Raw genomic sequence first — 23,213 nt, 5'->3', positions numbered from 1 at the left:
CGACCGAGCCGAAGGGGAAGCCCCATGGCACCACCCGTCCCGTCCGAGAGCCCGTGGTTCCGGCGGTTCCATCCGCGACCGGACGCGCGGACCGCCCTGGTGTGCCTGCCGCACGCCGGAGGCTCCGCGAACGCCTACTTCTCCCTGTCGCAACGGCTCCCCGCCGACATCGAGGTGCTGGCCGTGCAGTACCCGGGACGTCAGAACCGGCTGCGCGAACCCTGCCTCGGCTCGGCCCAGGAAATCGCCCGCGGTGCCTTCGGGGACCTGGGCCCGGAGCTGGCGGGACGTCCCTTCGCGGTGCTGGGGCACAGCATGGGCGCCGCCGTCGCCTTCGAGCTGACCCGGCTCCTCGAACGGGAAGGGCGGGAGGCGCCGGCCGCGCTGTTCGTCTCCGGCCGCCGCGCTCCGTCGATCCCGAGCGACCGGGGCGTGCGCCTCCGCGACGACGAGGGCATCGTGGCGGAGATGAGGTCCCTGGGAGGCACGGACGTCGGCATCCTCGACGAACCCGAACTGCTGAGCCTCGTCCTGCCGTCGATCCGCGCCGACTACGCCGTCGCGGAGACCTACGACCCCGGACCCGACGCGGTCGTCCGGTGCGACGTGGTCGGGCTCGCGGGAGACCGGGACCCGCACGTCCCGTCCGACGACGCGGCCGCCTGGCGCGACCACACCACCGGCGCCTTCGACCTGCGGTTCTTCCCCGGCGGCCACTTCTTCCTCACCGACCACGAGGCCGAGATCGCCGCGCTCGTCACCGAGACGCTGAGGGCCCCCGCCCGCCGAGCAGGAGACGCCCGCCGGTGACGCGTCCGCGGTGACGGACCCGCCGGGCACCCGCTTCCGGAGCGGGAGCGGGAGCGGAACGAAAGGACGTCACCCGCGCGGGAGTCCGCCATGAGCGGCTGACCGGCCGTCACACAGGTCACCGCGGCAGGGGCTAGGTCACAGCCCCTGCCGCGTCCGCCGTCCCGGGAGGGGGGAGGGCGGACGCGGGACGACCGCCCCGCCGTCCTGCGCGCGGACGGCGGGCATCTCGACCGGCGTCGTGCGTCCCGGCGTCCGTCACCGCGTCCGGCGGCGCCCGTCCCGCCGTCCGTCGCCGTGTCCGGCGTCCGCGGTCGCCCCTCGGTCCTCGCCGCTCATCCGTCCCAGGCGACCGGCAGGCTCTTGACGCCGTGGATGTCCGAGATCTCCGCGCGCAGGGCGATCTCCTCGTCGGGCACGGCCAGGCGCAGGGTGGGGAAGCGGTTGACCAGCGCGGGGAACGCGACGCGCATCTCCACCCGGGCCAGTTGCTGGCCCAGGCACTGGTGGATGCCGTGTCCGAAGGCCACGTGCCGGCTCTCCTGCCGGTGCAGGTCGAGCACATGAGGGTCGGCGAACCGGTCGGGATCACGGTTGGCCGTGTTGTACGACAGGATCAGCGGCGAACCGGCCTCGATGAGGTGGCCGCCCAGTTCGACGTCCTCCAGCGCGGTCCGCATGAACGTCTTGCCGACGCTCAGGTAGCGCAGCAGTTCCTCCACGGCCCGGTCGGTGAGCGAGGGGTCGGACCGCAGCGCGGCGAGCTGCTCGGGGCTGCGCAGCAGCGCGAAGGCGCCCAGCGCCAGCATGTTCGCGGTGGTGTCGAGTCCGGCCGCCAGGAGGACCAGCGCCATCCCCCTTGAGCTCCTCGTCGGTGAGGTCGCTGTCGGTGAGGTCGCTGAGGACGTCGTCGGTGGGACGGGCCCGCTTGGCGGCGACCAGCTCCGCGAGGCGGTGCTGGGTGGAGACGTACGCGGCGACCGTGTCCTCCTCGTTCGCCTCGGCGTCCATGAACGACTCGAACTGCCGCTGGAAGGAGTCCTGGTCGTGCCGGGGGACCCCCAGCAGTTCGCAGATCATGATGGCGGGGATGGGCTTGGCGAAGGCGGTCACCAGGTCGGTCGGCGGGCCCGCCTCCGCCATGGCGTCCAGGTGCTCGGCGGTGATCTGCTCGACGCGCTCGGTGAGCAGCCGCATCCGCCGCACGGTGAACTTGCCCATCAGCGGCCTGCGGTAGCGGCCGTGTTCGGGCTCGTCCATCAGCAGGAACTCGCCCGGGGGCACCGGCGGGAACCGGATGCCCCCGTAGTCGACGGTCGGGTGGACCATGAGGTCCCGCCGTGAACTGAACCGCGGGTCGGCCAGCACCGTCTTGAGGAGGTCGTAGCCGGTGACGAGCCAGCCGGACACCCCGCCGGGGAAGGTGTACCGGCTGATCGGACCGTGCCGGCGGGCCTCCAGAAGTTCCGCCGGCGGGTCGAAGGGACGGCCGGGCCCGCGCGTTGTCGGCAGAGTCGTGACGGTGTGCACAGGGTCACCCATGGCCCTTCCTCTCCTCACGGAACAAAGAATTCGGCAACGGTCGAAAGCTACGGTGCGCGGAGAATGGCTGTCAATTACGGGACGGCGGTCTGACTCCCGGCGTAACGCACCCGATCCGTCCCGGCGGTGGGAATTCCCGGAAAGGGGAACCGCTGCACCGGATGCGCGCCGGACGCTTTCCCCTCCGTCCCGCGCCGATGTTTTCCGCCACCCCCGACGTCCCCCCTTTCCTCTCCGTGCGCGCGAAGGCGTCCCGGCCCGCGGACTCCCGGCGCCCGTCCGGCCTCCGAGCCCCCTCCGGGGGCGGGCGAAGGGGCCCGCCGTGCCGTAACGGCGGCCCTCGCCGATGCCTGCCGGGACGGGCCGTCATGACGATGACCACAGCTCGGACGAGCTGTCGTGTCCACGTGCGCGGAGCAGGAAGGCGGTGAGCGGGGTGACCCGTGCGGCGGCCAGGAAGCCACGATCCCGGTGCGGTTCGACGACGGGCGGCCCGCCCCGCGGCCGGCACCCGTCGAGGTGCCGGCACGGGGACGGCCCGCCCGCGGCCACGGCGTCCGCGCGGATCGTCCCGCCCGCGCCGAGGAGCTGCGGCCCGAGCCGCGGCCGACCCGCCCCACCGGGGGCGATCGGCACGCCGGGACCGATCCGGACCCGTCCCCAGGTCACCCCGATGAGTAGGCGGTTCGCTGCGTGCGTCTGAACAGTTATGACGAGTGGTCGCGACTGCGCGAGGTCGTCGTCGGCTCGGCGGAGAACTACGTCTCGCACGAGCGGGAACTCTCCTTCGACCTCTTCTTCCACGACAACCTCGCCCAGGACAACCCCACGCGCTCCGAGTGGTACTACCCGCGCCTGACGGCCCGGCGCGAGGAGAGCGACCGGCGGCGGCTGCCGGTCGCGCGGGCCTACGTCGACGAGCTGAACGAGGACCTGGAGGGCCTGGCCGACACCCTGCGCGGCCTCGGCGTCACCGTCCACCGTCCGCTCGCCCTGCCGGCGGAGACCGCGGAGGTCACCACACCGGCCTGGTCCGCGTCCGTCGTGCCACCGCTCAACCTCCGCGACAACACGCTCGTCCTCGGCGACGAGATCATCGAGACGCCCCCGATGATCCGCTCCCGCTACTTCGAGACCCAGTTCCTCAAGCCGCTCTTCCAGGAGTACTTCCGCGCCGGGGCCCGCTGGACGACCATGCCGCGCCCGCTGATGACGGACGCCTCCTTCGACCTCTCCTACGTGCGCACCGCGACCGCCGGGGGCCCGACCGAACCCGTCGAGGACCCCCGGCCCTCGCCGTGGGACGTCGGCGTGGAGATGATGTTCGACGCCGCCCAGTGCCTGCGGGTCGGGCGGGACATCGTCGCCAACGTCTCGACCGAGAACCACGCGCTCGCGGTCACCTGGCTGGAGCGCCACCTCGAAGGGCGCTTCCGCGTCCACCGGGTCGACCGGCTGAGCGACAGCCACATCGACAGCATGGTGCTCGCCCTGCGCCCCGGCCTGCTGCTGGTGCGCTCCCACGAGGTCGCCGACGCCCTGCCGGCCGGGCTGAGCCGCTGGGACCGCATCGTCGCGCCCACTCCGCAGCGGAACAACTTCCCGCGTTACGACGACGACGCGCTCATCCTGACCAGCCCCTTCATCGACCTCAACGTGCTGTCCGTCGACGAGGAGACCGTCCTGGTCAACGAGGCGAGCCCCGAACTCGTCCGGGCCCTGGAGGCCGCGAAGCTCACCGTGGTCCCCGTCCGGCACCGGCACCGGCGGCTGTTCGGCGGGGGGTTCCACTGCTTCACCCTCGACACCGTCCGCGACGGAGGGCCCGAGGACTACCTCACGTGACCCGGTGTCCGCGCCCCGGGCGGCCCGCACCCCGGCCCGCCTGAACCGGCGCGGGCGCGGGACAGGCCGACGCCCCGCGCGGCACGTCCGGGAACGGCCGGCCGGGACACGGAGAACATCGCACGCAGAGGCGTGCGGCACCGGCCGCATTCCTTTCCGGGAGCCGTAACGTCGGATTTCGCGGATATCTTTCCCGCGTGCCGGTGGAAGCGTGAGGAATTCACCGGGAGTGCTGATCGCCGGATTCCGGAGGGCTTATTCCCGGAACGCCCCGGCGCGGGTCGACATCCATCGTCCGCATTTCTTCCGCAGGGATCTAGGGAGTCGCACACATGACGGCATCGGACGGCCAGGGCCCGGCACTCGCCATCGTCGGCGTCTCGTGCCGCTTCCCCGGAGCCGCGAACCCCGACGCGCTGTGGCGGCTGCTGGCCGCGGGCGGGAGCAGCGTCGGCGAGGTGCCCGCCGACCGGTGGACGGGACCCGCCGCGCGGCAGACGCCCCGCCGGGGGGCCTTCCTGGAGGACGTGGCCGGGTTCGACGCCGCGTTCTTCGGGATCTCGCCCCGCGAGGCGCCGTTCGTCGACCCGCAGCAGAGGCTCGCCCTGGAGCTGGGATGGGAGGCGCTGGAGAACGCCCGCATCGTTCCGGAGCGGGTGCGCGGGAGCCGGATGGGCACCTTCGTCGGCGTCACCGGGGACGACTACGCGCACCTGCTCTCCCCGCACGTCCACGCCCTCGCCACGCAGCACGCGATGCTCGGCGTGCAGCGCGGTGTCCTCGCGAACCGCCTGGCCGCCTTCCTGGGCACCCGCGGTCCCAGCGTCACCGTCGACTCCTCCCAGTCGTCCTCCCTGGTGGCCCTCCACCTGGCGGGCGAGAGCCTGCGCACGGGAGAGTCCGACGCCGCGCTCGTCTGCGGTGTCAACCTCCACCTGCTGCCGCAGAGCGTGCTGCTCGCCCACCGCCTCGGCGCCCTGTCGCCCCAGGGCCGCTGCTTCACGTTCGACGAGCGCGCCGACGGCTACGTACCGGGCGAGGGCGGCGGCGCCGTCGTCCTGAAGCGCCTCGAGACCGCGCTCGCGGACGGCGACGAGATCCTGTGCCTGGTGCGCGGCAGCGCGACCAACAACGACGCGGCCGGAGCGACCCTCACCACCCCGACCGCCGACTCCCAGGCCGACGTCCTCACCCGCGCCTGCGACGCCGCGGGCATCGCCCCGGAAGCGGTCGGCTACGTCGAACTGCACGGCACCGGCACGCCCACCGGCGACCCCGTCGAAGCCGCCGCGCTCGGCCGGGCCATCGGCCGCCACCGGCCCGCCGACCGCCCCCTCGCCGTCGGCTCCGTCAAGACCAACATCGGTCACCTCGCCGGTGCCGCCGGGATCGCGGGCCTCATCAAAGTCGTCCTCGCCCTCAAAAACCGGCAACTGCCCGCCAGCCTCAACTTCGAGAAGCCCAGCCCCCGCATCCCCCTCGACGAGCTGAACCTGCGCGTCCAGCGGGAACTCGGCCCGTGGCCCGACGGCCCGGCGCCCTCCGGCTCCGCGCACCGGGAACTCGTCGCCGGTGTCAGCTCGTTCGGCATGGGCGGCACCAACTGCCATGTCCTGCTGTCCGACTGGGCACCCCGGCAGACGGAGCCAGGACCCCGGCCCCCGGCGCCTCCGGTGCTGCCGTGGCTGCTCTCCGGACGCGACGAGGCCGCCCTCCGCGACGCCGCGTCCGGCCTGGCGGCCAGCGACACGGCGAGCCGGACGGCGGACCCGGCGGACACCGCCTGGTCCCTCGCCTCGTCACGGAAGGCCTTCGCGCGGCGCGCGGCGGTCCTGGCGACCTCGCGCGAGGACCTGCTGACCGGGGTCCGCGCCCTCGCCGACGGCAGCCCGCCGCCCGGCGTCCTGCTGTCCGGCCCGGCCACCACGGGGCAGGTCGGCGTGGTGTTCTCCGGCCACGGCCCGCGGCGCACGGGCACCGGCCAGGGCCTCGCCGTCTTCCCGGTGTTCGCCGAGGCACTGGCGGAGGTGTACGACACGTTCGACGCGGTGGCCGCGGAGGTCGCCGACGCCGTGGACCTGCCGACCGGGATCCGTCACCGACTCGGCGTGGACCGCGGCGAGTTTGGCGCGCACCTGCGGCGCGCGGCAGCGGCGCGCGCCGACAACACCGAAGGCACCGACGGCGCCGAGACCGGCGTCGGGGCCGCCGGCGCCGTCGGCACAGGGTGCGCGCAGGCGGGGGTGTTCGCCTTCGGCGTGGCCGCCTGGCGGCTGATGACCTCATGGGGTGTCACACCGTCGGTGGTGGCGGGACACTCGGTCGGGGAAGCGTCGGCCGCCCACGCCGCGGGCCTGTGGTCGCTGCGCGACGCCGCACGGGTGGTGCTCGCGCGCGGCTGGCTGATGGAGACCTCGGACGCGGACGGCGCGACGGTCGCGGTGGACGCCGCGGCGGACGCCGTGCGCACGGACGACGGCGTCGTGGTCGCCGCGCTCGACGCGCCCGGCTCGGTGCTGATCACCGGGCCCCGCGACGCCGTCGCCGCCGAGGCCGGGCGGCTGGCCCGCGCCGGTGTGCGCACGCGACCGCTGGAGCACGCGCACGGAGCGCACCTGCCCCTGACCGGGTCCGGCGCGGCGGCGTACCGCGCGGTCCTGTCCTCGGTCGAGTTCGGCGTCCCGCGGCTGACGCTCGCGTCGGCCGTGACGGGGGAGGCGGCGGCGCCGGAGCTCCTCCGGGACCCGGCGTACTGGGAGCGCCAGGCCCGCGAGAGCGTCCGGTTCTCCGACGCCGTCGGCGCGATGCGCGACCACGGCGTGTCGGCCTTCCTGGAGATCGGTCAGGAGCCCTTCCTCACCCCTGCCGTCGAGCAGGCGGCGGACGACCCGGATGGGGACGCGGGGGCCCGCCCCGCCGCCGTGGCGCTGGTCGGCGAGGGGGAGGACGCCGGACACGGCGCGGTCAGGGCGCTGGCGGAACTGTGGGTCGCGGGCGCGGACGTCGACTGGGCTCCTCTGCTGGGCGGCAACCGCCGCGTGGACCTGCCCACCTACCCCTTCCAGCGCCGCCGCTTCTGGCTCGACGACCTCACCAACCCCACCGAGACCGTTGAGAGCACCGAGACCGCCGAGTCCACAGAGCCCACCGAGACTGCCGTGGAACCCGCGAGCGGCGGTGCCGGTCCGGTCTCCGGGGCGCCGGACGGCGGGCACGAGGACGTCGCCCGGCTGACCGCGCTCACCGGCCCGAAGCGGGCCGCCGCCCTCCGTGCCCTGGTGGGCGAGCAGGCCGCCGCCGTCGCACGGGACAGCGGTCCGGTCGACCCGGCGCTCACCTTCAAGGACCTCGGCTTCGACTCGGTCATGATCGAGGAACTCGCCAGGAGGCTCGCCGCCCGCACGGGACTGGCGCTCGGGGTGAGCACGGTGTTCGACCATCCGACGTCCACGGCGCTCGCCACCCACCTCGACGCGCTGATGGACGCGGGCCATGCCCCCGGCGCGGCGGCCGCCCCGGACGGCAGGCCCGCCACGGGCCTCGCCGTGCGCACGGGGCCACCGCTCGCCGCGCCTGCGGAGACCGGCCGCCGGGCACCGACGGAGCCCGCCGCGCACCTCACCGGCGGACCGGCCGACACCGGGGACCACGGCACCCGCCCGCGCCCCGCCGCGGACGAACCCCTCGCCGTCGTCGGCATGGCCTGCCGGTACCCCGGCGGCGTCGCCTCCGCGGACGACCTGTGGCGCCTGGTCGCCGACGGCGCCCACGCCGCCGCCACCTGGCCCACCGACCGGGACTGGGCACCCGCGGACCAGTACGCGAAGGACAAGGACGCGCCCGCCCCCGGCGGCGGATTCCTGGAGGGAGCCGCGGACTTCGACGCGGACTTCTTCGGCGTCTCGCCGCGCGAGGCGCTGGCGATGGACCCGCAGCAGCGGCTGCTCCTGGAGACCTCCTGGGAGGCGCTGGAGCAGGCCGGACTCGATCCGGCGGGGCTGCGGAGTTCGGCCACCGGTGTCTACGTCGGTGCCACCACGCACGACTACGGCCCCCGCGCGCACCACGCCCCTGACCACCTCACCGGCCACCTCCTGACGGGCAGCACCCCGAGCGTGATCTCCGGCCGGGTGGCCTACACGTTCGGCTTCGAGGGCCCGGCGGTGACGGTCGACACGGCGTGTTCGTCGTCGCTGGTCGCGGTGCACCTGGCCGGTCGGGCGCTGCGGTCGGGCGAGTGCGACCTGGCGCTGGCGGGCGGCGTCACCGTCATGGCGACGCCCGGCATGTTCCGTGAGTTCGGCCGCCAGGGCGGACTGGCGGCGGACGGCCGGTGCAAGCCGTTCTCGGCCGCCGCCGACGGCACGGGATGGTCCGAGGGCGTGGGTGTCCTGGTGCTGGAGCGGCTGTCGGACGCCCGGCGCAACGGCCACCGGGTGCTCGCGGTCGTGCGCGGCAGCGCCGTCAACCAGGACGGCGCGACCAACGGTCTGTCGGCCCCGAGCGGCCTGGCCCAGCAGCGGGTGATCCGGGCGGCGCTGGCCGACGCGGGGCTCGGCGCCTCGGACGTCGACGCCGTCGAGGCGCACGGCACCGGGACCCGCCTGGGCGACCCGATCGAGGCCGGGGCGCTGCTGGCGACGTACGGGCAGGACCGGGACCCGCGGCGGCCCCTGTGGCTCGGGTCGGTGAAGTCCAACGTCGGGCACGCCCAGGCCGCGGCCGGGGTCTGCGGCCTGATCAAGATGGTCCAGGCGCTGCGGCACGGGACGCTGCCCGCGTCCCTGCACGCGCAGGATCCGTCGCCGCACGTCGACTGGTCCTCGGGTGCGGTGCGTCTGCTGGCGGACGCGCGGGACTGGCCGGACACCGGCCGCGCCCGGCGGGCGGGCGTCTCCTCCTTCGGGATCAGCGGCACCAACGCCCACGTGATCATCGAGCAGGCCCCCGCGGCGGCCGGACCCGCGCGCCACCGCGACCTGCCCTCCGTGGTGCCGTGGGTGCTCTCCGGCCACGACGAGGCCGCTCTCCGGGCGCAGGCCGAGCGGCTGGCGGCGTTCGTCGAGGAGCGGCAGGACGCGTCCGCAGCGGACGTGGGCCTCTCCCTGGCCGCGGGTCGTGCGGCGCTCGGTCGTCGTGCGGTGGTCGCGGGCGCCTCGCGCGAGGAACTCCTGGACGGCGTGCGGGCGTTGGCGCGTGGTGCCGGTACCCCCGGTGCCGTGCCGGTGGAGGGCGGCGGGACGCGGACGGTGTTCGTCTTCCCCGGTCAGGGGTCGCAGTGGGCCGGTATGGGCGTGGAGTTGCTGGCCGAGGTGCCGGTGTTCGCGGAGCGGATGGGGGAGTGTGCGGCTGCGCTGGAGCCGTATCTGGGGGTTCCGCTGCTGGAGGCGCTGGGGGATGCGGAGGCGCTGGAGCGGGTGGACGTCGTGCAGCCGGTGTTGTGGGCGGTGATGGTGTCGTTGGCGGCGGTGTGGGAGTCGTTCGGGGTGCGTCCTGCCGCGGTGGTGGGTCATTCGCAGGGGGAGATCGCGGCGGCGGTGGTGGCGGGTGCGCTGAGTCTGGAGGACGGGGCGCGGGTGGTCGCGCTGCGGAGCCAAGCGATCGCGGCGGAGCTTGCCGGTCACGGCGGGATGGTGGCGGTGCAGCGTGCGGTGGCGGAGGTGGAGGGGCTGCTGGGTGTGTACGGGGGGCGGGTGACGGTCGCGGCGGTCAACGGGCCCGGTACGACGGTGGTCTCCGGTGATGTCGACGCTCTGGACGATCTGATGGAGCGGTGCGAGGCGGAGGGGGTGCGGGCGCGACGCATCCCCGTCGACTACGCCTCCCACTCCGCACAGGTCGACACCGTGACCGACCGCGTCCTCGCCGACCTCGCCCCCATCCGCCCGCGCCGCGCCGAGGTGCCCTTCCTCTCCACGGTCACCGGCGACTGGCTCGGCGACGACGTGCCGGACGCCGCCTACTGGATACGCAACCTGCGCCACCGGGTCCGCTTCGAGGAAGCCGTGCGCGAGCTGGCGGCCGGCGGCTTCGACGCGTTCGTGGAGTGCAGCGCCCACCCGGTCCTGGCCGGCAGCGTCACGCACACCCTGGAGGAAGCCGGTCGCGACGCGGTCGTCGTCGGATCGCTGCTCCTCGGCGACGGCGGCCCCCGGCGCCTGCTCACCTCGCTGAGCCAGGTGTTCGTCCACGGCGTCCCCGTCGACTGGACGCAGCCCTACACCGGCACCGGCGCCCGCCAGGTCGCCCTGCCCGCCTACGCCTTCCAGCGCGCACGCTACTGGCTCGGCCCCGACACCGGCACCGGCGCCCCCGACATGGCGTCCGCCGGACTCGTCCCGGCCCGGCACCCGCTGCTCGGTGCCGTCGTGCGCACCGCCGACGACGAGCGCCTCGTCCTCACCGGACGCCTCGCCGAGCACACCCACCGCTGGCTCTACGACCACGCCGTCGACGCCGTCCCGCTGCTGCCCGGCACGGCCCTGCTCGAACTCGCCGCGCAGGCGGGCGGGCACTACGGCACCCCGCACATCGACGAACTCACCCTCCACGCACCGCTGCTGCTGTCCGCGCCGGGCGACGCCACGGACCTCCAGGTGGTCGTCACCGCCGACGCCGACAGCCCCGGCCGGGCCACCGCCACCGTGCACGCCAGGCCCGCCGACGACGATCCCGCGGGCACCGGCGGCACCCGGCCACCCTGGACGCACCACGCCACGGCCGTCCTCGGCGCGGCCCCCGCCGAAGACCTCCCGGCCCCCGACTGGGCCGCCGCCTGGCCGCCCCCGGGGGGCCACCGAGAGGGACCTCACCGGTCTCTACGCCGGACTCGCCGACGACGGGTACTCCTACGGACCCGCCTTCCAGCGCCTGGCCCGGCTCTGGGAGACCCCCGACGGAACCGTCTACGCGGAGACCGGGCAGCCCGGAGAGGACGGGGCCGAGACCGCCGACGACTCCGGCTTCGTCCTCCACCCGGCACTCCTCGACGCCGTCCTGCACGCCGTGGTCACCACCGCGGCGCCCGGTCAGGGCCTGCTGCTGCCACACGTCTTCGGCGGCGTCACCGTCCACACACCGGGCGCCCGCGCGCTGCGCGCCCGGATCACCCGCACCGGCGGCGACGTCCGCGTCGACCTCGCCGAACCGTCCGGGCGGCCGGTCGCGACCATCGGCGCGCTCACCCTCAGCCCGGCCGACCCCGCGCGCCTCACCGCGTCGGCGGGCGCGGCCGCACGGTCGTCGTTCGCCGTCGCGTGGGAACCCCTGCCGCTGCCGGACGACCCGCGGCCCGTCGGCCGGTGGGCCCTGCTGGGCGAGGACGACACCGGGCCCGCGGGCACCGGCCTCCTGGACGCCCTCCGGCAGGCGGGCGCCGTCCCGGACACCTACCGGCACCTCGCCGACCTGCGCGATGCCCTCGACGCCGGAGCCCCCGCACCCGACGTCCTCGTCTGGCCCGTGCCGCCCACGGACGACGACACCGTGACCGCCGCCCACGCGCACGCCTCGGCCGCCCTGGAGACCGCGCAGGCCCTCCTCCTGGACGACCGGACGGCCACCACCCGTCTGATCGCCGTCACCGAGGGCGCCGCAGGTCCGGCCCCCGCGCCCGACATCGCCGCGGCCACCGTCTGGGGCCTGCTGCGCACCGCGCACACGGAGACGCCCGGACGCTTCCACCTGGTCGACACCGACCGGGACCCCCTGTCGCTGGCGTCCCTGCCCGCCGTCGCCGGGGGCACCGAACCCCAGGTCGCGCTGCGGGCGGGCCGGGCCCACGCCCCCCGGCTCACCCGCGTCACGCCGCGGACCGCAGACGACACCGCACCGTCCCTCGGCCCCGAGGGCACCGTCCTGCTCACCGGAGCCTCCGGCCACATCGGCGGGCTCCTCGCCCGGCGCATGGTCCACGAGCACGGCGTACGCAGCCTCGCGCTCGTCAGCCGGCGCGGGGCCGACGCCACCCGCGACCTCGCGGCCGAACTCACCGCGAGCGGCTGCGCGGTGACGGCACTCGCCTGCGACGCGGCGGACCACGACGCCCTCCGGGCCGCGCTCGACACCCTCCGCGCCGACCACACCCTCACCGCGGTGGTGCACGCCGCGGGCACGCTCGACGACGCCGCCGTCACCACCCTCACCCCCGACCAGCTCACCACCGTGCTGCGCCCCAAGGCGGACGCCGCCTGGAACCTGCACGACCTCACCCGCGAGGACCCGCTGACCGCGTTCGTCCTCCTGTCCTCCGTCTCCGGCGTGCTCGGCGGCGCGGGACAGGCCAACTACGCCGCCGCCAACGCGTTCCTGGACGCGCTGGCCGTCCACCGCGCCGACCTCGGACTGCCGGGCCAGTCCCTCGCCTGGGGACTGTGGCAGCAGGACGACCGCAGCGGCGGGATGGCCGCGGGCCTCGACACCACCGACCGGGCACGCCTGGCCCGTCTCGGAGTGGTGCCGATGCCCGAGGACGAGGCCCTCGCCCTGTTCGACCGCGCGGTCACCGACCCGAGCCCGCTCGTCGTGCCCACGCGGCTCGACCTGCGGCCGGTCCGCGAGCGGGCCGCGCGGGACGGCGTCCCGGCGATGCTCCGCGGCCTCGTCCGCCCGCCCGCGCGGGCCCGCGACGACGCGCCGTTCGCCCAGCGCCTGACGGCCCTCGCCCCCGACGAGCGGGTCGGCACCGTCCTCGCCCTCGTGCGGGACCTGGCCTCCTCGGTCCTCGGCCACGCCTCGGCCGAACGCGTCTCCGCGACGCGCGCCTTCCGGGACATCGGCTTCGACTCGCTCAGCTCGCTCGAACTGCGCAACCGGCTGAACAACGCGACCGGCCTGCGCCTGCCCGCCGGACTCCTGTTCGACCACCCCACCGCCACCGACCTGGCAGCGTTCCTGGTGGGCGAACTGGTGGAGACCGCCCCCGCGCGGGAGACGCACCCCGAGCCGCCCACCGCGACCACCGGCGAGCCCCTCGCGATCGTCGGCATGGCCTGCCGCTACCCCGGCGGCGTCACCGGCCCCGAGGACCTCTGGCGGCTGATGTCCGACGGGGCCGACGGCATCGGCGCCTTCCCGGCCGACCGCGGCTGGGACCTCGACACGCTCCACCACCCCGACCCCGACCACGCCGGCACCACGTACACCCGCGAAGGCGGCTTCCTCCACGACGCGGGCGACTTCGACGCCGGGTTCTTCGGCATCTCCCCGCGCGAGGCGCTGGCCATGGACCCGCAGCAGCGGCTGCTCCTGGAGACCTCCTGGGAGGCCCTCGAACAGGCCGGACTCGACGCGCGCGCCCTGCACGGCAGCCGCACCGGCGTCTTCGCGGGACAGGTGTACCACGACTACGCCCAGCCCCTGGAGCGGGTTCCCGAGCACGTCGAGGGACTCATGATGACCGGCGGCGCGGGCAGCGTGCTGTCCGGCCGGGTGGCCTACACGTTCGGCTTCGAGGGCCCGGCGGTGACGGTCGACACGGCGTGTTCCTCGTCGCTGGTCGCGGTGCACCTGGCCGGGCGGGCGCTGCGGTCGGGGGAGTGCGACCTGGCGCTGGCGGGCGGCGTCACCGTCATGGCCACCCCGAGCCCGCTGATCCAGTTCGGACGGCAGCGCGGACTGGCGGCGGACGGCCGGTGCAAGCCCTTCTCGGCCGCCGCCGACGGCATCGCCATGGCCGAGGGCGTCGGTGTCCTGGTGCTGGAGCGGCTGTCCGACGCCCGGCGCAACGGCCACCGGGTGCTCGCGGTCGTCCGCGGCAGCGCCGTCAACCAGGACGGGGCCAGCAACGGTCTGACGGCACCCAACGGGCCCTCCCAGCAGCGGGTGATCCGGGCGGCGCTGGCCGACGCGGGGCTCGGCACCTCGGACGTCGACGCCGTCGAGGCGCACGGCACCGGCACCTCCCTCGGCGACCCGATCGAGGCCGGGGCGCTGCTGGCGACGTACGGACAGGAGCGCGATCCGCGCCTGCCGCTGTGGCTGGGCTCCGGCAAGTCGAACATCGGACACACCCAGGCCGCGGCCGGGGTCGCCGGTGTCATCAAGATGGTCCAGGCGCTGCGGCACGGGACACTGCCCGCGTCCCTGCACGCGCAGGAACCGTCGCCGCACGTCGACTGGTCCTCGGGCGCGGTGCGTCTGCTGGCGGACGCGCGGGAGTGGCCGGACACCGGCCGTGCCCGGCGGGCGGGCGTCTCCTCCTTCGGGATCAGCGGCACCAACGCCCACCTCGTCCTCGAACAGGCACCGGACCCGGTCCCGGCCGAGGAGGAGCGCCGCGAGCTTCCCGTGGTGCCGTGGGTCCTCTCCGGCCACGACGAGGCCGCACTCCGGGCGCAGGCCGAACGGCTGGCGGCGTTCGCCGGGACACAACCCGGCACGTCCCCCACCGAGATCGGCGCCGCACTCGTGACCGGCCGTGCGGTGCTCGGCCGCCGCGCGGTGGTCGCGGGCGCCTCGCGGCAGGAACTCCTGGACGGTGTACGGGCGTTGGCGCGCGGTGCCGGTGCCCCGGGCGTGGTGCCCGTGGAGGGTGACGGCGCGCGGACGGTGTTCGTGTTCCCCGGTCAGGGCTCGCAGTGGGTGGGGATGGCGGCCGAACTGCTGGCCGAGGTGCCGGTGTTCGCGGAGCGGATGGGGGAGTGCGCCACTGCGCTGGAGCCGTACCTGGGGGTTCCGCTGCCGGAGGCGCTGGGGGACGCGGAAGCGCTGGACCGCGTGGACATCGTGCAGCCGGTGTTGTGGGCGGTGATGGTGTCGTTGGCGGCGGTGTGGGAGTCGTTCGGGGTGCGTCCTGCCGCGGTGGTGGGTCATTCGCAGGGGGAGATCGCGGCGGCGGTGGTGGCGGGTGCGCTGAGTCTTGAGGACGGGGCGCGGGTGGTCGCGCTCCGCAGCCGGGCCATCGCCGCGGAACTCGCCGGACACGGCGGGATGGCCGCGGTGGCCGCACCCGAGAACGAAGTGCGCCGCCTCATGGACGGCCTCACGGACACGGTCTCCGTCGCCGCGGTCAACGGTCCGACCGCCACCGTCGTCTCGGGCACTCCCGAGGGACTCGACGCGCTGCGCAGCCGCTGCGAGGACGGAGGAGTGCGCTTCCGGCGCGTCGCCGTCGACTACGCCTCCCACTCCGGACAGGTCGACGCCCTCACCGACCGCGTCCTCGCCGACCTCGCCCCCATCCGTCCGCGCCGCGCCGAAGTGCCCTTCCTCTCCACGGTCACCGGCGACTGGCTCGGCGACGACGTGCCGGACGCCGCCTACTGGATACGCAACCTGCGCCACCGGGTCCGCTTCGAGGAAGCCGTGCGCGCGCTGGCGGCCGGCGGCTTCGACGCGTTCGTGGAGTGCAGCCCCCACCCCGTCCTGACCGCCGCGGTGCAGGAGACCCTCGAGACGACCGGCCACGAGGCGGCGGTGACCGGAACGCTGGCCCGCGACGACGGCGGGGCCCGGCGCCTGTTCACCTCGCTCGGCGCCGCCTTCGCGCACGGCGTCCCCGTGGACTGGACCCGCGCGTTCACCGCCACCGGGGCCCGCCACGTCGACCTGCCCACCTACGCCTTCCAGCGCGCCCGCTACTGGTGGGACCCCGCCGCCCTGCGCAGGCCCACCGCACCCCGCGACCACACCACGGCCGCCGACGACACCACGTTCTGGACGGCCGTGGAGAGCGGCGACACCGAGAGCCTGGCGCGCACCCTCGACATCGACGGCGCCTGTCTCGGCCCCGTCCTGCCCGCGCTGCGGACCTGGCGCCGCGACCGCAAGGCCACCGCCGCCGTCGACTCCTGGCGCTACCACGTCCGCTGGATGCCCGCCTCCCTGCCGGACAGCCCGCTGCTGACCGGCACATGGCTGCTGGCCGTCCCCGCCGGGGCCGCCACCGCGGCCGCGTGCGCCGACACCGTCGCCGCCGCCGTCCGCGACCACGGCGGTGACGTCACCACCCTCACCCTGGAACCCACCGCCACCCGCCGGGACATCGCCGGCCGACTGCCCGAGGAACCCGTCGCGGGCGTACTGTCCCTGCTGTCCCTCGCCGACGACGACGCCACCGACGACGACGCCACCGACGACGACGCCACCGACGACGACGCCACCGGCGACGGCGTCCCGCGCACCGGCCTGACCACGACCGTCGCCCTGCTCCAGGCGCTCGGCGACACCGCGACCACCGGCCCCCTGTGGTGCCTGACCCACGACACGATCACCGCCACCGCCCAGGACACCCGCGCCGACCGGGACGGCGCGGCGGCCCAGCACCTGGTGTGGGGCCTGGGCCGGATCGCGGCTCTGGAACACCCCGAGCGGTTCGGCGGGCTGATCGACCTCCCCGCCCGGCCCGACGCGCGCACCGGCCGCCTCCTCGCGGCGGTCCTCACCGGCACCACCGGCGAGGACCAGGTCGCGCTGCGCCCGTCCGGCGCCCTCGTCCGCCGTCTCACCCGTGCCGTCGCCGCGGACCGTCCCGCGTGGCGGCCGCGCGGCACCGTCCTGGTCACCGGCGGCACCGGAGGACTCGGCGCCCGGACCGCCCGCCACCTCGCCCGCTCCGGAGCCCGGCACCTCCTGCTGGCCGGCCGCCGGGGCCCCGACGCGCCCGGCGCCGCCGAGCTCCGCGCCGAACTGGAGGCCACCGGGGTCCGCGTCACCCTGGCCGCCTGCGACGTCGGCGACCGCGACGACCTCGCCCGCCTGCTCGCGTCCGTCCCCGACGACTGCCCGCTGACCGCCGTGGTGCACACCGCCGCCGTCCTCGACGACGCCGTCATCGAGCGCCTCACCCCGGACCGGATCGACGAGGTCCTGCGGGTCAAGGCCGACGGGGCATGGAACCTGCACCTGCTGACCCGGGACACGGACCTGGACGCCTTCGTGCTGTTCTCCTCCCTCGCGGGCACCCTGGGCGCCTCGGGACAGGGCAACTACGCCCCCGGGAACGCCTATCTCGACGGCCTTGCCGCCCAGCGGCACGCTCTCGGCCTGCCCGCCACCTCCATCGCCTGGAGCATCTGGGACGAACGGGGCATGGCCCACGGGGACGGCATCGAGGAGACGGCGGGCCGCCACGGCCTGCCCGTGATGGACCCCGACCTCGCGGCCTCCGCCGTGACCGCGACGGCGGGCGACCACGAACCGACCGTCATGATCGCGGACGTGGAGTGGGAGAGGTACCACGTCGCCTACACCGCGACCCGGCCCAGCCCGTTCCTCGCCGACCTGCCCGAGACCCGCCGCCTCGCCGCCACGAGCGAACCCGCGCGGGCCGCCGCCCCGGCCCCCGACGACCTCGCGGCCCGCGTCACCGCCCTGCGCGACCCCGCCGACCAGCAGGCGGCCCTGCTCACCCTCGTCCGCGCGCAGGCCGCCGAGGTCCTCGGCCACCCGGGCCCCGACGCCGTCGAACCCGCCACGGCCTACCGGGACCTGGGCTTCGACTCCGTCACCGCCGTCGAACTGCGCAACCGGCTCAACAGGGTGACCGGACTGCGCCTCGCCTCCACCGTCGTCTTCGACCACCCCAACGCCCGTGCGCTCGCCGCCCACCTGCGGGACGAACTCCTCGGCGACGCCCCGCACACCGACCCGGCGCCCCCGCCCGCCCCGGCGGCCGCCGCGGACCGGGACGACCCGATCGCCGTCGTCGGGATGAGCTGCCGCTTCCCCGGCGACGTCCGCTCCCCCCAGGACCTGTGGCGCCTGCTGAGCGACGGCGGCGACGCCATCACCCCCTTCCCCGCCGACCGCGGCTGGGACCTCGACACCCTGGCGTCCGACGGGCCGGGCCGGACCGGCACCTCGTCCGCCCGCGAGGGCGGCTTCCTGCACGACGCGGGCGACTTCGACGCCGGGTTCTTCGGCGTCTCGCCGCGCGAGGCGCTGGCGATGGACCCGCAGCAGCGGCTGCTCCTGGAGACCTCCTGGGAGGCCCTGGAGCAGGCGGGCATCGACCCGACGAGCCTGCACGGCACCAGCACCGCCGTCTTCACCGGCACCAACGGCGGCGACTACCTCGCCGTCAGCCCCGACGTCCCCGAGGAGACCGCCGGGTACGTCGCCACCGGCAACATCGGCAGCGTCCTCTCCGGCCGCGTCGCCTACACCCTCGGACTCGAAGGACCCGCCGTCACCGTCGACACGGCCTGCTCCTCCTCGCTCGTCGCCCTGCACCTGGCCGTCCGCTCGCTGCGCCAGGGCGAGTGCGACCTCGCCCTCACCGGCGGCGTCACGGTCATGTCCACCCCGGGCGTGTTCACCGAGTTCACCCGCCAGGGCGGCCTGGCACCCGACGGCCGCAGCAAGGCGTTCGGCGACGGCGCGGACGGCGCGGGCTTCGCCGAGGGCGTCGGCGTCCTCGTCGTCGAACGCCTCTCCGACGCCCGCCGCAACGGCCACCGGGTGCTGGCCGTCGTGCGGGGCACCGCCGTCAACCAGGACGGCGCCTCCAACGGCCTCTCCGCCCCCAGCGGACCGGCGCAGCAGCGGGTGATCCGCGCGGCCCTGGCGGACGCCCGCCTCACGACCTCGGACGTGGACGTCGTGGAGGCGCACGGCACCGGCACCACGCTCGGCGACCCGATCGAGGCCGGTGCCCTGCTGGCGACGTACGGACAGGACCGGGACCCGCGGCGGCCGCTGTGGCTCGGCTCGGTCAAGTCCAACATCGGGCACACCCAGGCCGCGGCGGGCGTCGCGGGCGTCATCAAGACCGTCCTCGCCCTGCGCCACAGCGCGCTGCCCCCGACCCTGCACGCCGACGAGCCCTCCACCCACGTCGACTGGTCCTCCGGCACCGTGCGCCTGCTCACCGAACCGCGCGACTGGCCGGACACCGGACGCCCGCGACGCGCCGGGGTCTCCTCCTTCGGGGTCAGCGGCACCAACGCCCACGTCATCCTGGAACAGGGCCCGGACATCGCCGTCCCCTACGACGCCGTAACCCGTGACGGCGCGCCCGCGCCCTGGACACTGTCGGCCTCGACCGACGCCGCGCTGCGGGACCAGGCCCGAAGGCTCCTGCCGCTCGCCGACGGCGCCACCCCCGCCGACGACATCGGGCACGCCCTGGCCACCACCCGCGCCGTGCTCGGCCACCGCGCCGTCGTGCTCGGCACGGACCGCGCCGAACTGACGGGCGCCCTGGCGGACCTGGCGGAGGGCCGCGCCTCCCACCGCGTCGTCCACGGCGCGGCCACCCCCGCCGACGACCGCGTCGTCCTCGTCTTCCCCGGTCAGGGGTCGCAGTGGGCCGGTATGGGTGTGGAGTTGCTGGCCGAGGTGCCGGTGTTCGCGGAGCGGATGGGGGAGTGCGCCACTGCGCTGGAGCCGTATCTGGGGGTGCCGCTGTTGGAGGCGCTGGGGGATGCGGAGGCGCTGGAGCGGGTGGACGTCGTGCAGCCGGTGTTGTGGGCGGTGATGGTGTCGTTGGCGGCGGTGTGGGAGTCGTTCGGGGTGCGCCCGTCAGCGGTGGTGGGTCATTCGCAGGGGGAGATCGCGGCGGCGGTGGTGGCGGGTGCGCTGAGTCTGGAGGACGGGGCGCGGGTGGTCGCGCTGCGCAGCCGGGCGATCGCTGCGGAACTCGCCGGGCACGGCGGGATGGTGGCGGTGCAGCGTGCGGTGGCGGAGGTGGAGGGACTGCTGGATGTGTACGGGGGTCGGGTGACGGTCGCGGCGGTCAACGGGCCGGGTACGACGGTGGTCTCGGGTGATGTCGACGCTCTGGACGACTTGATCGAGCGGTGCGATGCGGAGGGGGTGCGGGCACGACGTATCCCCGTCGACTACGCCTCCCACTCCGCACAGGTCGAGAACATCCGCGGCCACGTCGAGGAGGCCGCCTCCCGCGTGGTGCCGCACCCGGCCAACGTGCCGTTCTACTCCACCGTGACCGGCGGCGACCTCGGTCGCACGGAGCTGGACGCGGCGTACTGGTACCACAACCTGCGCCGCCCGGTCCGGTTCGAGGAGACCGTGCGCGCCCTGCTCGACGCCGGATTCCGCCGCTTCGTCGAGGTCGGCGCCCACCCGGTGCTGACCACCGCCGTCCAGGCCACGGCGGAGGACAACGGGACGGACGTCACCGTCACCGGCACGCTGCGCCGTGACGAGGGCGGCCGGGCACGCCTGCTGCGGTCGCTCGCCGAGGCGTACGTGACCGGCGTGCCGGTCCGATGGGCGCGCTCCTACGACGGGCTCCCCGTCCGGCGGGTCGACCTGCCCACGTACGCCTTCCAGCGCAAGCGCTACTGGGTCGCGGACACCGCCCACCCCAAGGCCGGGGCCGGTCACCGGGACGGCGCGCAGGCCACGGGGCACCCCCTGCTCGGTTCCGCCGTGGAGCTGCCCGGGACCGGCGGACTCCTGCTCACCGGGCGCCTCTCCGCGCGGGACCAGCCCTGGCTGCGGGACCACGCCGTGCGCGGTCGGGTGGTCGTGCCGGGCACGGCACTGCTGGACATGGTCCTGCGGGCCGCGGACGAGGCCGGCTGCGACCGGGTGGACGAACTGACCCTGGAGACACCGCTGGTCCTGACCGAGGCCGGGACGACCCACGTACAGGTGCTCGTCAACGCGGCCGCCGACGACGGCAGCCGGGCGGTGGACGTGCACGCCCGCCACCACGACGCCCCCTCCGACGCCTGGGTGCGGCACGCGCGGGCCGTTCTGGTGCGCGGCGCGGAGCACGAGCGGCCCGCGGGTCCGCAGACCTGGCCCCCGGCGGACGGACGGCGGGTCGAGATCACGGGCCTCTACGAACGGCTGGCCGAGCGGGGGCTCGGCTACGGACCGGCGTTCCGCGGCCTGACGGACGTGTGGCGCGGACCCGACGGCACCGTGCACGCCGAAGCGGCCCTGCCGGAGGGCGACCCGACGGGCTTCGGCATCCACCCGGCGCTCCTGGACGCCGCCCTGCACGCCTGGTCGGCGTGCGCCGACGACGAGGACACCGTCAGGCTGCCGTTCCTGTGGACCGGCGCCACCCTGCACGCCACGGGAGCGACCCGGCTGCGGGTCCTGCTCACCCCGACCGCCGAGGACGCGTTCTCGGTGCGGGTCACGGACACCGCGGGACTGCCGGTGCTCTCCGCCGACGGGCTGCTGACCCGCCCGCTGAACGAGGCGCGCTTCCCCGCTCCCGCCGCGGGCGACAGCGCCGCGACGTACCGGGTGGCGTGGACCGCGGTGCCGGTCCCGGCACACCACGGCGCGCCCCCGGCCCTCGCGGTGCTCGGCCGGCCGTCCGCCGACCTGCCCGCCCCGGCACCGGCCCACGCCGGATGCGCCGACCTGGCGGAACTGGCGCGACACCTCACACGGGAGGGCCTGACCGCACCCGGCCACGTCCTGGTGGACCTGCGGACCGACGTGGGCGCCGAGGACGGCGACGACATCGCCGCGTGCGCGGAGAGGACGACCCGGCACGCCCTGGAACTCGTCCAGGGGTGGCTGGCCGACGCGCGGTTCGCGACGTCCCGGCTGGTGCTCGTCACCCGCGGAGCGGTACCGGCCGGGGACGGCGAACCGGTGGACCACCTCGCGGCGGCACCCGTGTGGGGTCTGGTGCGCTCGGCACAGACCGAGCACCCCGGCTGCTTCGTCCTCCTCGACGTGCTCGGCGACCCGGCGGCGGGCGACCGCGCCGAGGAGTCCGACACGGTGCTGCGCGCGCTCTCCACGGACGAGCCCCAACTCGTCGTCCGGGGCACGGACGTCCTCGTACCGCGCCTGGTCCACGAGGAGTCCGTCCCGGCCCCGGTCGAGGCCCCCGTCCCGGCGCCGGACCCCACCGCACCGCACGGCCCCGCACCGCGGATCACCGACCGGGACCCGGAACGGCGCGTGCCCGCCGGGGAACGGCTCCTGACGCACGCCGGGAACGGCACGCTGGAAGGCATCACCTGGGCCCCCGCGCCCGAGATCCGCACCGACCGTCCGCTGGGTGAGCGCGAGGTGCGCGTCGCGATCCACGCGGTCGGGCTCAACTTCCGCGACGTGCTGATCCCGTTGGGCATGTACCCGGACGCGGAGAACGCCCTCATGGGCAGCGAGGGCGCCGGTGTCGTGACGGGGGTCGGCGCCGGTGTGACCACGGTGGCCGTCGGCGACCGCGTGATGGGCGTCTGGCAGGGCGGATTCCGCTCCACCGTCGTGGTGGACGAGCGGGTGGTGGTGGGGGTTCCTGAGGGGTGGTCGTTCGTGGTGGCGGCGTCGGTTCCGGTGGCGTTCGTGACGGCGTTCTACGCGTTGGTGGATGTGGCGGGTGTGCGGGCGGGGGAGTCGGTGTTGGTGCATGCGGCCGCGGGGGGTGTGGGGATGGCGGCGGTGCAGGTGGCGCGGTGGTTGGGGGCGGAGGTGTTCGCGACGGCGAGTGAGGCGAAGTGGGGGGCGGTGCGGGAGTTGGGTGTGCCGGAGGAGCGGATCGCGTCGTCGCGTTCTGCGGAGTTCGCGGAGCGGTTCGGGGCGGGGGTGGATGTGGTGGTGGATTCGCTGGCGGGGGAGTTGGTGGACGCTTCGCTGGGTCTGGTGCGGCCGGGTGGGCGTTTCGTGGAACTGGGGAAGGCGGATGTCCGGGATCCGGCGGAGGTGGCGGCGGCTCATGACGGGGTGATGTATCGGGCTTTCGATCTTGTCGAGGCGGGTCCTGAGCGGTTGGGTGCGATCTTGCGTGAGGTGGTGGGTCTGTTCGAGGCGGGTGTGCTGGAGTTGCTGCCGCGCAGGGTGTGGGACGTGCGGCGGGCGGGTGAGGCGTTCGGGGTGATGAGCCGTGCGCAGCATGTGGGCAAGCTCGTGCTGAGCCTCCCGGCCGACACCTCCTCCGCTTCCCCGGCCTCCGTTCCGCCGGATGCCGTTCCTCCAGTCCCCGTTCCGCCGGATGCCGTTTCTCCGGTCCCCGTTCCGCCGGATGCCGTTTCCCCGGCCTCCGTTCCGTCGGCGTCGGTGCCGGGCGAGTCCGTGGTGCCGTCGCCCGGCGGGTCGTCGGGGTGGGTGCTGGTGTCGGGGGCTTCGGGTGTGTT

At 75.4% G+C, this 23,213-nt stretch carries 3 protein-coding genes and 3 pseudogenes; 5 read left to right on the top strand and 1 reads right to left on the bottom strand.

What is annotated here, in order from left to right:
- The first annotated feature begins 24 nt into the window (after window positions 1-24).
- The gene (locus GA0115242_RS38625; protein WP_093836322.1) at window positions 25-810 is read left to right on the top strand and encodes a thioesterase II family protein; all 786 of its coding nucleotides are present in this window, start codon (window positions 25-27) and stop codon (window positions 808-810) included.
- Window positions 811-1,145: 335 nt separating this feature from the next.
- Here GA0115242_RS38625 and GA0115242_RS38620 read toward each other — a convergent pair.
- Window positions 1,146-2,352, bottom strand: a pseudogene (locus GA0115242_RS38620) (cytochrome P450).
- 693 nt (window positions 2,353-3,045) lie between these two features.
- Here GA0115242_RS38620 and GA0115242_RS38610 point away from each other — a divergent pair.
- From GA0115242_RS38610 to GA0115242_RS42195, 4 genes and pseudogenes are all read left to right on the top strand, one after another.
- The gene (locus GA0115242_RS38610; RefSeq protein ID WP_093836320.1) at window positions 3,046-4,197 is read left to right on the top strand and encodes a glycine amidinotransferase; all 1,152 of its coding nucleotides are present in this window, start codon (window positions 3,046-3,048) and stop codon (window positions 4,195-4,197) included.
- Window positions 4,198-4,529: 332 nt separating this feature from the next.
- Window positions 4,530-7,085: pseudogene (locus GA0115242_RS42680) on the top strand (type I polyketide synthase); the annotation flags it as partial.
- A 360-nt stretch (window positions 7,086-7,445) separates the two neighbouring features.
- Window positions 7,446-10,841, top strand: a pseudogene (locus GA0115242_RS38590) (acyltransferase domain-containing protein); the annotation flags it as partial.
- Window positions 10,842-10,866: 25 nt separating this feature from the next.
- The coding region (locus GA0115242_RS42195) for a type I polyketide synthase (RefSeq protein WP_370672354.1) at window positions 10,867-23,213 on the top strand (12,347 nt) is incomplete at its 3' end.

This window comes from Streptomyces sp. SolWspMP-5a-2 (assembly GCF_900091845.1).
Lineage (GTDB): Bacteria > Actinomycetota > Actinomycetes > Streptomycetales > Streptomycetaceae > Streptomyces > Streptomyces doudnae.
The sequence above is the reverse complement of the archived record's forward strand: the minus strand, read 5'-3'. Positions and strand labels throughout refer to the sequence as shown.

Coding starts and splice junctions, on each gene's coding strand:
- GA0115242_RS38625 (WP_093836322.1), top strand. CDS start 25: ATGGCACCACCCGTCCCGTCCGAGAGCCCGTGGTTCCGGCGGTTCCAT.